13 protein-coding genes are annotated in these 15907 nt (G+C 64.2%); 2 read left to right on the forward strand and 11 right to left on the reverse strand.

Going from position 1 to position 15907, the window contains the following annotated elements; translation table 11 throughout:
* Nucleotides 1-16 precede the first annotated feature (16 nt).
* Nucleotides 17-2119: an acetoacetate--CoA ligase gene (locus tag RCH06_RS14290; RefSeq protein WP_327082139.1), complete on the forward strand. Its 2103-nt coding sequence runs from the start codon at nt 17-19 to the stop codon at nt 2117-2119.
* A 43-nt stretch (nt 2120-2162) separates the two neighbouring features.
* Here RCH06_RS14290 and RCH06_RS14295 read toward each other — a convergent pair whose 3' ends face one another.
* Nucleotides 2163-3671 carry a CYTH and CHAD domain-containing protein gene (locus RCH06_RS14295; RefSeq protein ID WP_327082140.1) on the reverse strand — a complete coding sequence of 503 codons (1509 nt, stop codon included), beginning with the start codon at nt 3669-3671 and terminating at the stop codon, nt 2163-2165.
* Nucleotides 3672-3852: 181 nt separating this feature from the next.
* On the opposite strand from RCH06_RS14295, the gene copM reads away from it, so the two are divergent.
* The gene (copM, locus tag RCH06_RS14300; RefSeq protein ID WP_327082141.1) at nt 3853-4266 is read left to right on the forward strand and encodes a CopM family metallochaperone; all 414 of its coding nucleotides are present in this window, start codon (nt 3853-3855) and stop codon (nt 4264-4266) included.
* Nucleotides 4267-4605: 339 nt separating this feature from the next.
* On the opposite strand, the gene RCH06_RS14305 is transcribed toward copM, so the two are convergent.
* The 10 genes from RCH06_RS14305 to RCH06_RS14350 form a co-directional block, all read right to left on the reverse strand.
* On the reverse strand, nt 4606-5526 hold the full coding sequence (locus RCH06_RS14305; protein WP_327082142.1) for a DMT family transporter: 921 nt from the start codon (nt 5524-5526) through the stop codon (nt 4606-4608).
* 202 nt (nt 5527-5728) lie between these two features.
* Nucleotides 5729-6247: a flavin reductase family protein gene (locus RCH06_RS14310; RefSeq protein ID WP_327082143.1), complete on the reverse strand. Its 519-nt coding sequence runs from the start codon at nt 6245-6247 to the stop codon at nt 5729-5731.
* Nucleotides 6248-6410: 163 nt separating this feature from the next.
* Nucleotides 6411-7229, reverse strand: a complete 819-nt coding sequence (locus tag RCH06_RS14315) for a M55 family metallopeptidase (RefSeq protein ID WP_327082144.1) — start codon at nt 7227-7229, stop codon at nt 6411-6413.
* Between the two features lie 24 nt (nt 7230-7253).
* On the reverse strand, nt 7254-8297 hold the full coding sequence (locus RCH06_RS14320) for a DmpA family aminopeptidase (RefSeq protein ID WP_327082145.1): 1044 nt from the start codon (nt 8295-8297) through the stop codon (nt 7254-7256).
* A 10-nt stretch (nt 8298-8307) separates the two neighbouring features.
* Nucleotides 8308-9213, reverse strand: coding sequence for a glutathione ABC transporter permease GsiD (gene gsiD, locus RCH06_RS14325; RefSeq protein WP_327082146.1), 906 nt, complete (start codon nt 9211-9213; stop codon nt 8308-8310).
* On the reverse strand, nt 9213-10133 hold the full coding sequence (gsiC, locus tag RCH06_RS14330) for a glutathione ABC transporter permease GsiC (RefSeq protein ID WP_327082147.1): 921 nt from the start codon (nt 10131-10133) through the stop codon (nt 9213-9215). The genes gsiD and gsiC overlap by 1 nt, the downstream gene beginning before the upstream one ends.
* Before the next feature lie 158 nt (nt 10134-10291).
* Entirely contained in the window at nt 10292-11827 is a 1536-nt protein-coding gene (gsiB, locus tag RCH06_RS14335) for a glutathione ABC transporter substrate-binding protein GsiB (protein ID WP_327082148.1), read from the reverse strand.
* 167 nt (nt 11828-11994) lie between these two features.
* The gene (locus tag RCH06_RS14340; protein WP_327082149.1) at nt 11995-13896 is read right to left on the reverse strand and encodes a dipeptide ABC transporter ATP-binding protein; all 1902 of its coding nucleotides are present in this window, start codon (nt 13894-13896) and stop codon (nt 11995-11997) included.
* Nucleotides 13893-14918 (reverse strand): isoaspartyl peptidase/L-asparaginase family protein, encoded by a 1026-nt coding sequence (locus RCH06_RS14345; RefSeq protein ID WP_327082150.1) that lies wholly within the window; start codon nt 14916-14918, stop codon nt 13893-13895. The genes RCH06_RS14340 and RCH06_RS14345 overlap by 4 nt, the downstream gene beginning before the upstream one ends.
* Nucleotides 14915-15874 (reverse strand): MurR/RpiR family transcriptional regulator, encoded by a 960-nt coding sequence (locus RCH06_RS14350; RefSeq protein ID WP_442799681.1) that lies wholly within the window; start codon nt 15872-15874, stop codon nt 14915-14917. Before RCH06_RS14350 ends, RCH06_RS14345 begins: the two co-directional genes overlap by 4 nt.
* Nucleotides 15875-15907: the final 33 nt, after the last annotated feature.

Raw genomic sequence — 15907 nt, forward strand, 5'->3', positions numbered from 1 at the left:
ACCGGAGACAAAAGGCATGCGCGAAACAGCAACAGCCCCCTTCATTCCCCAAATCCGCCTTTACCAGGACTGGCTGCGCGACCAGCGCGGTCTGGTGTTTGACGACTACGACGCGCTCTGGCGCTGGTCGACCACTGACCTGGACGCTTTTTGGCAAAGCATCTGGGACTACTTTGCGTTGCAGTCGCCCACGCCGCACAGCGCGGCGCTGGCCAAAAACACCATGCCCGGCGCGCAGTGGTTTCCGGGCGCGCAGGTCAACTATGCGCGGCAGGTGCTGCGCCACGCCGATGCGGCCCATGCCGCCGGTGTGCCTGCGGTGGTCAGCAACAACGAAAAGCGCCAGCAGCGCGAACTTTCGTGGCTTGAATTGCGCCGGCAAGTGGCGTCGCTGGCGCTGCATTTGCAAGCTCAGGGCGTGCAGCCGGGCGACCGCGTGGCGGCGTATTTGCCCAACGTTCCTGAAACCCTGGTGGCCTTTTTGGCCACGGTCAGTATTGGCGGGGTCTGGAGCGTTTGCGCGCCTGACATGGGCACGCATGCGGTGCTCGACCGCTTCAAGCAAATCGCGCCCAAGGTGTTGATTGCCTGCGACGGCGTCACGCATGCCGGGCGCGACCACGACCGCCTGGGCGTGCTGGCCGAGTTGCGCGCCGCACTGCCCAGCGTGCAGCACACGCTGCTGCTGGGAAATCTGGATGCTACGGTTTTAGTAGCTGGTTGCGCACGCTGGACAAGCGCTACAGCTAGAGATGATGCTGAAACGGCAAATTTCGAGCCGCTTTGGCTGCCGTTTGACCATCCGCTGTGGATTGTTTACTCCAGCGGCACCACCGGCCTGCCCAAACCTATCGTGCATGGCCACGGCGGCATGATTTTGGTGCAACTGCAATTGGGCACGCTGCACAACGATGTGGGCTGCAGTTACGCGCCCAACAGTTGGGGCGAGCGCTACCACTGGTACAGCTCGACCGGCTGGGTGATGTGGAACGCCCAGCTGGCCGGCCTGCTGGGCGGCACCACCTGCGTGATCTTCGACGGCAACCCCGGCGGCAGCCGCGAGCAACCCGACTGGACCACGCTCTGGCGCTTTGCAGCCGACACCGGCGTGACGTTCTTCGGTGCCGGTGCGGCCTTTTATGCCAACTGCATGAAGGCCGGCGTCACGCCCGTGCGCTGCGGGGATTTAAGCCGCATTCGCGCGCTCGGTTCCACCGGCTCGCCGCTGAGCGCCGAGGTGCAGCAATGGGGAACCCGCTTTATGGCTGAGGCGGGCGTCGATGGCCGCGCGCAGGGCCGCAGCGACGGTATCTGGTGGAGCAATATTTCAGGCGGCACCGACTTTGCCGGCGCGTTCATCGGCGGCAACCGCGAGCTGCCGCAGACACCCGGAAAAATGCAGTGCCGCATGCTGGGCGCTGCCGTCGAGGCATGGAGTGAAACCGGCCAGCCGGTCATCGGCGAAGTCGGCGAGCTGGTTTGTACCCAGCCGATTCCGTCGATGCCGCTGTTTTTGTGGGGTGACGACAGCGGCGCGCGTTACCTGGCGAGCTATTTCGACATGTACCCGCCCGGCCACGGCCGCCAGCCCGGCGGCGGCGATGCCGGGCCAGAAGCGGGCGCGGTCTGGCGTCATGGCGACTGGCTGAAGATTGACGCCGGGCTGGAAGGCGGCTGCGTGATTTATGGCCGCTCCGACGCGACCATCAACCGCCACGGCCTGCGCATGGGCACCAGCGAGCTGTACAGCGCCATCGAAGCCTTGCCTGAAGTGCTCGATTCGCTGGTGGTCGATCTGGAATACCTGGGGCGCGACAGCTACATGCCGCTGTTCGTGGTGCTGCAAAACGGCGCGGCGCTGGATGCGGCGATGAAAGCAAAAATCAGCCACGCCGTGCGGACGGCGCTGAGTCCGCGCTTCGTGCCCGACGGCATCTTTCTGGTGGCTGAAATCCCGCGCACGCTGTCGGGCAAAAAGCAGGAACTGCCGATCAAAAAACTGCTGCTCGGCCAGCCGCTGGAAAAAGTCGTCAACCGCGACGCGATGGCCAATCCGGCTTGCCTCGACTGGTATGTGGCGTTTGCGCAAAAGCGGCTGGCGGACACGGCAAGGCAGTAAGGCCGTCGCTTGCGGGCATCAAGCCACGCCGATCCGCGTCAAGTCACTTTCGGCTTTGCTGCCCGACGGCCACACCGCGCAAAAACTCCGCCAGCCCGGCGTCTTTGCCGGGGTGGGCGGCCAGCGCGGCGGCGTTCAGCAGATCGCGCGCTGTGCCCATGTCGGTCTGCAGCGCCACGGCTTTCGCGTGCCAGCGCCGGGCAGGCCGTTTTGGCAAAAGGGGCTGCAACGCTTCAATGCCGTAACGCAGCCGTTTGGAAAGAATGCGGGCACGGTGCTGGCTTTGCGGATCGTCAACATTCTTTAATGCGCGTTTCAGCTTTTGGTGCAGACGGGCGATGCGTTGCCTGGCCCAGTGCCGCAATTCGGGTTTCAGCGCCTCGCTGGTTTCAGGCAAATCTGCCAGCGTTTCCAGCCATTGCGTGATGGCCAGCAGCGCAGCGCCGACGGCAGGCACTTCAAGCGCATGGCGAACCTGTTGGCGCTGGCGCGTGGCGGCGTGCGTCAATGCCAGGTGCATCGCCTGCCAGCGTTCTTCTCTGGCCGAGTCGCCGGCGGTGTACGCGTCAGCAAACGGCGGCAGGGTGTCGGTGCGGGCCACGTCCAGATCGCGCAGCGTTCCCACCAGCGCCAGCAGCGGTTTCAGCGCTTGCCAGTCGGGTACGGCATCAAGCGCCAGAACGGGTTTGAAAAGCTGATACGCACTGTGAAAGCGCCGCCAGCCGACGCGGGCCTGGTGCACGACTTCCGGGTCATCCGACGTGCGCAGCGTGTGCAGGTTGCTGGTGAACTGGCTGAACATTTCGCGCAGCACCTGCTGCGCGGCCACCGGCACCGGCATGTCGGCGCGCAAGCACGGCGGCCGGGCGCGCAGCGGCCGATCTAATGCGTCCTCCAGCAAGGCGTAACCGCGCTCGGCCTTGCTGATGTTCAGCGGCAACACCGCCAGCGTGCGGGCGATTTGTTGCGCCACCTCAAACAGTGCAGCCGGTGGCCCGGCCAGCAGCTCGAGTTCCAGCTCGCAAATCGGCGTGCTTTTGCCACCCGCTGTGACCTGCCCGATGTCGAGTGCCACCTCGATGACGCTGCCGCCGCGCCGGCGCACTTCCCAAACGGTGCGCGTGAAGGTGGTGACCAGACACGGCACCAGCGTATCGAACAGCGCGCCGTCCGCATCCAGGTCTTGCCAGGGCGTGGCGTCAAGCGCGCGCCAGGACAGTTCCGCGCCCGGCACGGACACCTCCCATTCGCCGCGCTGGCTCAGGGCTGAGTCGCTGCGGCCGCCCATCTTCAGGGTTTGCAGCCACTCCGGCTTGGCAGCGCTGCCCTTGCGCCGCAGCCGCAGGGCGATGCGTTGCTGGTGCAAGCGCTGATCGGGTGTGTCGAAGTAGATGTTGTGCAAATGAAGCTGCACGGCCTTGCGGCGCGCCAGCACGGGCATGCGCGCCAGTAGTTTGGCCAGACCCGACGGGTGGGTCGTGGGCAGCGCCAGTTTGAGCTCGATTTCTTGCGGCTGCGGGGCCGGGCGGTGCGGTGGTTTTTTGGATTTCATGGGAAAGCTTGCATCAAGCCGTGCCGCTTGTCCAGCGCGCAGTCGCGCGCCATTGAAAGCCTGCAAAGGGTGCGGGGTGATTACCGTAGCAGTGCTTGACCTTGCCCCCGTGGCAAGCTTCACCATTCAGGACGCCTGCACAGGCGTGAAACCGTTCATGAACCGTTGAAGGACTTCAAAAATGAATCAAGCCCAATTTATCCGCACCGTTTGCGCCTGCAGCGGCATCGCCCTGTCAGCCCTGAGTTTCAGCGCCAACGCGCAGACCGCCAGCCCCACGCCCATGCCCATGCCCATGCCACATTCGGGCATGCAGCAGGCGCCCGATGCCACCGCCAGCGCCGCGACCCAAGCCTTCCAGCAGGGCAGCGAAAAGATGATGAAGAACATGGACCAGCCGTACACCGGCAACGCCGACAAGGATTTTGTCGCGCACATGATTCCGCACCATGCGGGCGCTGTGGAGATGGCGCAAGTCGAGCTGAAGTACGGCAAAGACCCTGAAATGCGGAAATTGGCCCGCGACATCATCAAGGCTCAGAAAACCGAAATTGCTTTCATGAAAAAATGGCAGGCCAAGCACGGCGTAAAGTAAAGGCGGGCAAGGCGCAGAAGCGCTGAAGCCATCGGCGCAGATCCGAGGGCGGCTGTGTCTGGAGGGCGCGCTGCCTTTTTGCGGTTGGGCGCTCATGCCGGCCAGCCGCATGAGCGCTCCGGTGCTGGCCTGGATGAAGCTGGCGCAAGAACATCGCCCGGCGCAAACCCGGTTAACCCGCTCTGCGGCTGGCGCGCAGGTAAATTGAGGCGAAAATTGTGGCCTGTCAGGCACATTTTTGCTATTGATTAAATAGCTGCTTGCGCCCGGCCTGCTTGCGCAATCGGCCTAAATAGCCTTAAATTCAAGGCGTTTGAGCGGCCAGAGACCGTCAACCCGTCACAACCGGGCTTGTTGCGATTTTTCGGCTGGCTTGCGGTTCACCAGCACGATGCCCACGGCCACCGTGGCCAGCGCCCCCAGCAGGCCGGGCGTGACGCTTTCGCCCAGCCAGGCCGCGCCAAACAACAGCGCAAACAGCGGCGTGAAAAACACGAACACCGAAATCTTCGTCGCCGGGTAGCGGCCCAGCATCCACATCCAGGCCAGGTAGCTGGCAAAAGCGCCAATCACCGTTTGCACCGCCAGCGACATCAAGCCAAAAGGGCTGAAGTGCCAGACCCAGGCTTCGCCCAGCGCGAGCGACGCCACCGGAAAAGCCGCTGCACTGACCGCCAGCTGGTAAAAAAGCAGTTTTTCGGCCCGGATGCGACTCAGGCTGGAGGCGCGGATCACAACGGTCGTCAGGCCCCAGAACATGCCGGCGGCCAGCCCCAGCAAGTCGCCGTGCGCGGTCGATACCGTGCCGGCTGAAAAACCTTCGCGCAGCGCAAATACCACCGCCACAAAAGCGCACAGCAGCCCGACCCATTGCAGGCCGCGCAGCTTTTCCGACGTGACCCAAAACGGCACCAACACCGCCACCCAAAACGGCGAGGTGTACAAAAAAACCGTCAGCCGCGAGGCGCTGGTGTATTGCAGGCCGAGGTAAATACAGGCAAATTCAGTGGCAAACAGCGAACCCGCCAGCAAGCCCGCCGCCAGCGAGCCGTCACGGCTGAACAGGGGAATCCGCCGCCATGCGCACCACAGCCAGAGCAGCGCAGTCGCACCCACCAGCCGCAGCGACGCCTGGAACATCGGCGGTATCTCGGCAATCGTCGCCTTGATGAGTACCTGCTGCAGGCCCCAGAACAGGCAGCAGCCCAGCAACAGGGAAACGGCCAGGGTGTCGAGATGGGCTTTGCGCGGCGGGGTCATGGCGTGATGGTAAGGGTGCTTGTTGGGGCGCGCCGGTCAGGGCGCAGGCAGGTCAGGTGTCGTCTCGTTCGAGAGGCTTGGGTCATCGTCATCAAGAGCACAGCGCGGCAATCGATGCCTGCGCTGGCCCGGCGATGACGGGGCCAAGCCACCACGCCCAGGTCACGCAAACGGTCGTTTTCAAAGGCAACGGTGAATGAAATTACAACGGATGCTCGGTATAGAACTTGCCGCCGTGGTACAGCAGCGGCGCGGCGCCGGCGCGGTGGCTGCAGCGCTCGACTTCGCCGACAAAAATCACATGGTCGCCTTCTTCGTAGCGGCTGCGGTTGAAGCATTCAAAAGTGGCGGCGGCCCCGGTCAGCAGCGGCGCGCCGCAGGGGCTGTCGGTAAACGGCACATCCAGCCAGCGGTCGGCGCGCCTGCTGGCAAAGCGTTCGGCCAGCTCTTTCTGGTCAGCTGCCAGGATGTTGATGGCGTAGTGCGAACCGGTGCTGAAGGCCGACATGGAACTGGCGCCCTGCGACAGGCTCCAGAGCACCAGGGGCGGGTTCAGCGACACCGAATTGAAGGAATTGGCCGTCAGGCCGATCAGCTCGCCGGCGGGTGTGCGGGCCGTGACGATGGTCACGCCGGTGGCAAACATCGCCAGCGAGGCGCGGAATTCCTGGGCAGAAAAGCCGGGAAGGCTGGCTTGACGAGGGGGAGAAGAAGGCAACATAGAAAGCTAATTTAACTGAAGCCCTGCAGGCGGGTGGGTTCAAGGGTGAGGTTACTCATTTATTGATAGCTGCTTGCGCCCATGCAGCCTGCGCCAGGCACGGTTTTGATACGTATTTCATGCTGCACAGCGCTACGCCGGGCGGACAAGGTGACTTTTCCCGTCAACGCAGCATCGACGACATGGCCGACAGGCAGTTGGTCATGCGCACCGCGCTTTGCACCGTATCGGCTTCAAACGCCACCTGAACGCCGTCAAGCCGCTGCAACAGCGGCCACTGGCAAAACAAATCGGCCATGGCGGGCGAGGTGGTCTGGATGCGCACGTGGATCGGGCCGGGCAGCACGAACACGCTGGCCTGGGCGCGAACGGCCAGCGCCTGCGCCACGCCGGCGCGAATGGCGCTGCACGCCTGCGCTGGCGACAGGCTGATGCCGCTGGTCTGGCCCGTGGCGCGCTTGGTCTGCACAAAAGTGGCGTGCGGGAACAGCGGGCGGTGCTCTTCGATGAACACATCGTCGCCGCTGGCCATCACCACCGGCACGCCGAATTCACCGGCCAGCGCGCCATAAATGCCGGCTTCGCCCAGTTCTTGTCCGTTGAAGTACACGCCGGCAAAGGCAAAGCTGTTGATGGTGTGGGCCAAAATGCCGCGCCCTTGCGCGCGCGAGTGGTAGCCAATCAGGCAGACCGCATCCACGCCGTCGTCGACCCCGGCCATCATGCCCAGATAGCGCGGCTTGCCCATCACGGCCTGCGCGCGCGCGTCGAGCACATCGGGCGGCATGTTGCGAAAGCCGCCGTGCGAATCATTGACCAGCACGTCGGTCGCGCCGGCATCGAAAGCCCCGGCGATGGCCGCATTGGCTTCGTGCGCCATCAGCAGGCGGGCGCGTTCGTATTCAGGGTTGCCGGCGCGTACCTGTTCGGGGTGAAACACGCCGGCAACGCCTTCAATGTCAGTAGAAATCAGAATTTTCATGCGGGCCTTCAGGCAGATCAACGATTAAACGAGGGGCCAGCGCGGCAGCAGGTCGGCCAGCGCGGCGCGGTGATGGCCGTCGCGGCCCGTGACGGCCTGGGCGCGCCACAGGGCATGAATGATGGCTTGCTCGGTGCTGTCGGCCACCGCCTGAAACAGCGGGTCGAGCAGCGCGTCATGCAGCAGGGCGATGGCCGGCATGGCGCGCGCCGGGTCTTGCGGCACGGTAAAGGCGGTTGAAAACGCCAGCGCAATGTCGCCACTGCCGTGGCCGAAAACCGAGCCGGTGCGTGCCAGCCCGGCACCGGCGCGCAGGGCGAGTCGGCGCAGCTGGCGCGCGTCGAGCGGCGCGTCGGTGGCGATCAGCAAAATGATGGAGCCTTTTTCAGGCTCCGGGGCTGCCGCGATATCTGGCGCGGCCAGTTGCGCACCGACGGGCTGTCCGGCCAGCACCAGTTGCGCCAGCCGGCCGCAGTTGGCCAGCACCAGCGCCCCCACGGTGTAGCCCGTGTCGCCAGCAATCACTTGGCGTGACGCCGTGCCGATGCCGCCCTTCAGGCCAAAGCTCGACATGCCGCGCCCCGCACCGACAGAACCTTCTGCCACTTCAGCGCCCGCCGCCGCCCAAGCCTGCAGGTAATGGCTTTCGGTAATCGCCATGCGCTGGATGTCGTTCAGGAAGCCGTCGTTGCATTCAAACACCAGCGGATTGACGGTCGCCAGGCTGCGGCCGCTTTCAGGATTGGCGGCAAGGCACTGGCGGATTTGCGCGCTGGCGACGCTGGCGACCGAGAAGGTGTTGGTCAGCGCAATCGGCGTTTCGAGCACGCCCAGCTCCTCGATTTGCAGCAGGCCGATGCTTTTGCCGAAACCGTTGATGACCACGCTGGCCGCCGGCACCCGGTCATGAAACAGGTCGCCGCCATGCGGCCGCACCACGGTCACGCCGGTTTGCACGTTGCCCGCATCCAGCGTGCAGTGGCCCACCGTGACGCCGGCCACGTCGGTGATGGCGTGGCGCGGCCCCGGCGGCAACTGGCCGATGTAGGGCGGAACGGGTAACGGCATGGGCGCGCGGTTACCGGCTTTCGAGCTTCGGGTCGAGCGCATCGCGCAGCCCGTCACCCAGCAGGTTGAAGGCCAGCACGGTCAGGAAAATCGCCAGGCTCGGGAACAGGGCAATATGCGGCGCGTTGAGCATGTCAGCGCGCGCTTCGTTGAGCATGGAACCCCACTCGGGTGTGGGCGGCTGCGCACCCAGGCCCAGAAACGACAGGCTGGCCGCCGTGATGATGGAGGTGCCAATGCGCATGGTCAGGTAAACCACGACCGATGAAATCGTGCCTGGCAGCAGATGGCGCAGCATGATGACGGAGTCGGGTGCGCCGATGGAGCGCACCGCCTCGATGTAGGTCTGGTGCTTGAGCGACAGCACATTGCCGCGCACCAGCCGCGCAAAAGCCGGCACGCTGAACACGGCCACCGCGACGATGACGTTGATCATGCCGTTGCCCAGAATCGCCACGATACCGATGGCCAGCAAGATGCCCGGAAAGGCAAACAGCACGTCCGACATGCGCATCACGATGCGATCCCACCAGCCTTCGTAATAACCGGCCAGCAAGCCCAGCGCGGTGCCGATCAAGGCGCCCACGGCCACCGAGATCAAACCGGCGGCCAGAGAAATGCGCGCGCCCATCAGGATGCGGCTGAAAATGTCGCGGCCCAGCGCATCGACACCAAACCAGTGCTTGGCCGAAGGCGGGTTGTTCAGCGCGTCGTAGTCGAAGAAGTTTTCGGCATCAAACGGCACCAGCCACGGCGCCAGAATCGCCACCAGGATCAGCGCCAGCACAAAGATGCCCGCAATAACCGCCACACGCTGGCGCTTGAACTTGCGCCAGAATTCGGAAGCCGGCGTGCGCACCGCTTCGGCAGGAGGCAGGTTCAGTGCAGGGATTGGTGGGGGCTCGCTATTCGCCATTACTTGAACCGTATCGTGGGGTTGATGATGGCGTAGAGCACGTCCACCACCAGGTTGATCAGAATGAATTCAAGCGAAAACAGCAGCACCAGCGCCTGAATCACCGGGTAGTCGCGCATTTCCACCGCATCGACCAGCAGCCGGCCCATGCCGGGCCAGTTGAACACCACCTCAACCACGATGGAGCCGCCCAGCAGAAAGCCAAACTGCAGGCCCATCATGGTGACGACCGGAATCAAGGCATTGCGCAGCGCGTGCTTGACCACCACCGTGGTTTCCGAAAGGCCCTTGGCGCGCGCGGTGCGCACATAGTCTTCTTTCAAAATGTCGATGAAGGAGCTGCGCGTGAACCGCGCCATCACCGCCGCCACGCCGGCGCCCAAGGTGATTGACGGCAGGATGTAGTGACGCCAGCTGTCTGCGCCCACCGTGGGCAGCCAGCCCAGCTGGACGGAAAACAGTTGCATCAGCAGCATGCCCAGTGCAAACGACGGAAAGGAAATGCCCGACACCGCCAGCGTCATGCCCAGCCGGTCCGGCCACTGGTTGCGCCAGACGGCCGACACCATGCCCAGAATCAAGCCGAGCATCACCGACCAGCCCATCGCCGCCAGGGTGAGCCAGAACGTCGGGAAAAACCGCTCGGCAATCTCGGTGGCGACGGGCCGCTTGGTGCGGATCGACAGGCCGAAATCGCCTTGCAGCGCATGGCTGAAAAAGCGCACGAACTGCTGCGGCAGCGGCAAGTCCAGCCCCAGGTCGCGGCGCACCAGTTCCACGGTTTCGGGGCCGGCGTCCGGCCCGGCAGCCAGACGCGCCGGGTCGCCGGGCAACAGATGCACGAACAGGAACACCAGCACGGCCACGATCAGCAACGTCGGCAAAAGGCCCAGCAGGCGCTTGATGAGATAGACGATCATTTCAAAACGACCCTGGATTCAGCGCAGGACGCAACACGACAAGCATGGGAGCGTCACTCCCCCACCAGCCAGGGCCGCGGGACTGGCTTTGCCAGACCGCAGGCGCAGCGGCCCCCTCGGGGGGCAGCGCAGTACACGCAGTGACAAGCGTGGGGGCATCACTTCAGTTCGGCTTCGTCAAAGTTGAAGCTGCCGTCCGGAATCACATAAAAGCCGGTCAGGTTGCGAGCATGCACCGACAACAGCTGCTCGGTGACCAGAAAGGCCCAGGGCGCGTCTTTCCAGATACGCTGCTGCGCGTCGCCATAAAGCCTGGCTTTCTCGGTGTTGCTGGTGGTGACCAGCGCCTTGGCGATGTCGGCATCGACTTCCGGGTTCTGGTAGTAAGCGGTATTGAACATCTTGGGCGGCACGGACTCGGACGCCAGCAGTGGGCGCATCGCCCAGTCGGCCTCGCCGGTCGATGACGACCAGCCGACGTAGTACATGCGCACCGGGGCGGTGGCGGGGTCTTGTGCGCTTTCGACGAGCTCGACGCGCTGGCCGGCTTCAAGCGCGCGCACCTGCACCTTGATGCCGACCTGGCCCAGCTGCTGCTGCACGAACTGGATCACCTTTTGCGCCGTGGTGTAGTTGTAGGCCGACCACAGCGTGCTTTCAAAACCGTTCGGGTAGCCCGCTTCCTTCAGCAACTCGCGCGCCTTGGCCGGGTTGTACGGCCAGGGGCCGAGCTTGGTGGCGTATTCGACGCCCTGCGGCAACACGCCCTGGGCCGGAATGGCGTAGCCCGAGAAAGCGACCTTGACCAGCGCATCCTTGTTGATGGCGTAGTTGATGGCTTCACGCACCTTCGGGTTGTCAAAGGGCTTTTGCGTCGTGTTCATCGAAATGTAGCGGTGGATGATGGACGGCGCTTTGATCACTTCCAGGCTGGCTTTTTTCGACAGTGTTTCCACGGCTTCGGGCGGCATCGGGAAGGCGAAATGCGCCTCGTTGGTTTGCATCATGGCGGCGCGGGTGTTGTTGTCCACCACCGGACGCCAGGTGATGCTGTCGATCTTCGGGTAGCCCTTTTTCCAGTAACCGTCAAACTTGGCGACTTTCAGGTAGTCGGTGGATTTCCATTCGACAAACTTGAACGGGCCGGTGCCGACCGGGTTTTGCGCAATGCCTTTGCTGCCGTATTTGGCCAGCGCGGCGGGCGAAATCATCACGCCTGACGGGTGCGCCAACGTATTGATGAAGGGCGAAAACGGCTCTTTCAGCGTGACGCGCACGGTGGTGGCGTCGATGGCTTCGGTCTTGGCGATGTTTTTGTACAGCGTGTAGCGCTTGAGCTTGTTCTCGGGGTTGGTGACGCGGTCGAAGTTGACCTTCACGGCTTCGGCGTTGAACGCTGTGCCGTCATGGAACTTGACGCCCGACTTCAGCTTGAAGGTGTAGACCAGGCCGTCCTTGCTGACGGTGTGGCTGTCGGCCAGCACCGGCACCATTTTCAGACTCTTGTCGAAGCCATACAGGCCCTGGTAGAAGGACTTGGCCACTGCTTGCGACAGCGTGTCGTTGGCGTCGTACGGGTCGGTGGTCGTGAAATTGGACTGCACTGCCACGACCACGTCCTTGGCGGCGTGGGCCGACACGGCCAGGCCGGCCAGCGCCAGGGCAGCGGCGAGGGTCGAAAGAGACTTGTTCATCAGAAAACTCCTTGAAGGTAAGTACAAAAAACGGCACACAGAAAGCAAGCAAGCAAGAGGATAGGTGAATAAGACGGCGAAAAAACCAACTCATCAACCCCGCAACCGATGGGCCGGCAGGGCAAATGGACAACGGCCGGCGCGGTGCGTCAGGGGCATCAAGTCCATCAGTAAGGCCCGCCCACCGAATGCCGTGCGACGAAATGCCCGGGGCCCACCTCAACCAATGGCGCGACCTGCGGCGGATCGCCAATGGCGCGTATCGGGCTGGGAATCTCGTCGGCCATCAACTGGCGCACCGCGCGGCGGCGCGATGGATCAGCCACCGGCACGGCGGCCAGCAAGCGCCGCGTGTAGGCATGTTGCGGGTTCTCGAACACCGCCCGGCGCGGGCCGATTTCAACGATCTGGCCGAGATACATCACCGCCACGCGGTGGCTGATGCGCTCGACCACCGCCATGTCGTGCGAGATGAACAGAAAAGCGATGCCGAATTCCTGCTGCAAATCAAGCATCAGGTTGATGATTTGCGCACGAATCGACACGTCCAGCGCTGACACCGCCTCGTCGGCAATCACTACCTTGGGGTTGAGCGCCAACGCCCGTGCAATCGCGACGCGCTGGCGCTGGCCGCCGGAAAATTCATGCGGATAGCGGTTGGCGGCGTCTGCCGGCAGACCGACCTTGCCCAGCAGCCAACCGACCCGTTCCTGCGCTTGGGCGGTCGGCATCATGCGGTGAATCAGCATCGGCTCCATGACCGAATAGCCGACTGTCAGGCGCGGATCGAGCGACGCAAACGGATCCTGGAAGACAAACTGGATGTCGCGCCGCAGCGCTTGCAGGGCTTTGCCCTTCAGGCCGGCAATATCGCGGCCTGCCACTTCGACGCTGCCGCCCTGGAAATCCACCAGCCGCGCCAGTGAACGGCCGGTGGTGGACTTGCCGCAACCGGATTCGCCGACCAGCGACAGCGTTTCACCGGCCTTCACCTCAAAACTCAGTTGTTCGACCGCATGCACCTGACGGTGGACGCGCCCGAGCAGGCCGGTGCGCAGCGGAAACCGGGTGATCAGTCCTTTTACCTTGAGCACGGCGGGCTGGTCGTGGCGCACGGTGTCGGGTTCGGTGGCGGGTGCCGCCACGCCCGGCACTTCAAAGCGCTTGGGCAGGTCGTGCCCCTGCATTGCGCCCAGTCGCGGCACGGCGGCCAGCAGGGCGCGGGTGTAAGGCTCGCGCGGGTGGGCAAACAGCGCGGTGCAGTCGTTTTCTTCAACCTTGTCGCCGCGAAACATCACCAGCACGCGGTCGGCTATTTCTGCCACCACGCCCATGTCGTGGGTGATGAAGATCACGCCCATCGACAGGTCGCGCTGCAGTTGCTGGATCAGCGCCAGGATTTGTGCCTGAATCGTCACGTCCAGCGCCGTTGTGGGTTCGTCGGCAATCAGCAGCGTGGGCTTGCAGGCCAGCGCCATCGCAATCACGACACGCTGGCGCATGCCGCCCGACAGCTGGTGCGGATGGCGGCCCAGCATGTTGCGCGCTTCGGGAATGCGCACCAGGTCCAGCATGCGCAGCGCCTCGGCCAGCGCCGCGCGGTGCGACAGGCCCTGGTGCAGGCGAATCGATTCGGCAATTTGCTCGCCGACGGTGAACACCGGGTTCAGCGATGTCATGGGCTCCTGAAACACCATTGCCAGATCGGCACCGCGCAGGCTGCGCATTTGCGCTTGAGAGGCTTGGGCCAGGTCAATGCGCTCGCCGTTGCGGCGCGTCAGCCACATGCTGCCACTGCCCAGGCGGCCGCCGCCTTGCTCGACCAGCCGCATCAGCGCCAGCGACGTGACCGACTTGCCGGAACCCGATTCGCCGACGATGGCCAGCGTTTCGCCGGCATCAACATGAAAACCCAGCTTTTTCACCGCGTGCACCGTGCGTTGCTCGCCGTGAAAACTCACGCTCAGGTCGCTGACCTCGATGACGCGCTGTCGCGTGGGTGCGGGCGGTTGGCTGTCGTCGCCCGAAAGTGGCTCAGCCGGTTCGGTGGGGCTGCCCAGAAACGTCATGGGGCAGACCCGCCCAAATCGCCTGCACTGCCTGCATCATTCGCGTAAATGGCCGTGACCGGCGCTTCGCCCACCCGCGCCCAGCCCCGGTACATGCCTTCGGTGTTGAAGGGCAGACTAAGGTTGCCTTGCGCATCGACGGCAATCAGGCCGCCGCGTCCGTCGATGGCGGGCAAGACCTGCATGACGACGGCTTGCGCGGCTTCGTCCAGCGACTGGCCCGCATACACCATGCGCGCACAAATGTCGTAAGCGGCTACGGTGCGCATGAACATTTCGCCGGTGCCGGTGCAGGAAATGGCGGCGCTGCGGTTGTCGGCATACGTGCCCGCGCCAATCACCGGCGAGTCGCCGATGCGGCCGGGGCGTTTGTTGGTCATGCCGCCGGTCGAGGTGGCGGCGGCCAGATTGCCGTGGCAGTCGAGTGCTACTGCGCCGACCGTGCCCAGTTTGCGGTCTTCATCCAGTGGCGCAGCCGCCGCGTTGCGAAAGCTCAGGGCGGCAGCACCGTCGTGGTCGAGCACCGCCGTGTCGCTGCCAAGCGCACGCTGCAATTGCTGGCGGCGCGCGTCGGTCGAAAAGTAGCCGGGTTCGACCATTTCCAGCCCCTGTTCTTCTGCGAAAACCTCGGCACCGGGGCCGACCAGCAGCACATGCGGGCTGTGCGCCATGACCGCGCGGGCGGCACGGACCGGGCGGCGGATGCGGCTGACGCAGGCCACGGCGCCAGCGCGTAGGGTGGCGCCGTCCATCACCATCGCATCAAGCTCATGGGTTTCGTCGTGCGTGAAAACAGCGCCGTGACCGGCATTGAACAGCGGGCAGTCTTCCAGCAGTTCTACGGCCACGCTGACCGCGTCGAGTGCGCTGCCGCCGTCGGCCAGGACTTGCTGGCCGGCGCGCAGGATACGCTGCAGCGCCGCGTGATAGGCCGCGTGCTGTTCGACGCTAAGGTCGCTGCGGCTCATGGTGCCGGCACCGCCGTGGATGGCAATCACAGGAAGTGGAGAAACAGGTTTCACGGCAGGGCCTTTGGTGATGTCAGGGGAACGGCTTGAGAAACGGTTTGAGGGTTGGCCGCCGGTTTGCGCGCAGTCGGTTTGCCCGCTTCGCCCGCCGTGCGCAGCCGTACCGGATGCGGGCCGTGCAACCACGGCAGCACGGCTTCGGCCAGTTGCGCTGCCGCCTTGACCGAGCCTTTTGCGCCATGCGCCACTGCGCTGCACAGCGCTTCAATCAGGGCCAGCACGGCGGCTTCGGAATTGGAAAAATACTGGCTTTCAGTGTGCGCATACAGCGCCATGTTGGCCAGCGGCGCGAGCGGTGAAGTCACGCGGTCGGTCAGCGCCAGCACCGGCACGCCGGCTTCGCGGGCACGGCGTGTCAGCAGAACGGTGTCTTCAAAATAGCGCGGGAAGGCAATCGCAATCAGCAGGTCGGAGGCATTCAGGTGCGACAAAATGCGCGCGGCGTAAGACGAGCCTTCGACGCTCGCCAGCAGTTGCACTTGGCTGCAATACGGGTCGAGGCAGCGCTGCAGCAACCCGCCCAGCCAGCTGCTGGTGCCAAAGCCGACGATGCAGATGCGCCGCGCACCCAGAATGGCCGCCACTGCCGCTGTGCAGCTTTGGGGGTCAATCGACTGGCGCGTCAGGTCGATATTGCGCTGGCTTTCTTCCAGAGATGCGGCAAAAATGTCAGCCACCGTGGCCGGTTGTGCCAGCGTGCTGCGCAGCTTTTCGACCGGGGCCAGCGTGGTTTCAAAGCCCAGCACCAGCGCTGCCCGGAACTGCGGATAGCCATCGAACTCCAGCGCCCGCGCAAAGCGGTTGGCCGTGGCAACTGACACGCCCACCGTAGCGGCCAGCTCGTCAATCCGCAGGGTTGCCGCTTGCAGCGGGTGGGCCAGCACATAGTCAGCCACCTGCCGATGCGAACGGCTTAGCGTGGGCAGCATGCGCGCTATGCGCTGCGCCATCGAAGGGTTGCCGGGAACGTGTGGCAGTGAGGT

Source organism: Polaromonas sp. CG_9.5 (genome assembly GCF_035984465.1).
Lineage (GTDB): Bacteria > Pseudomonadota > Gammaproteobacteria > Burkholderiales > Burkholderiaceae_C > Polaromonas.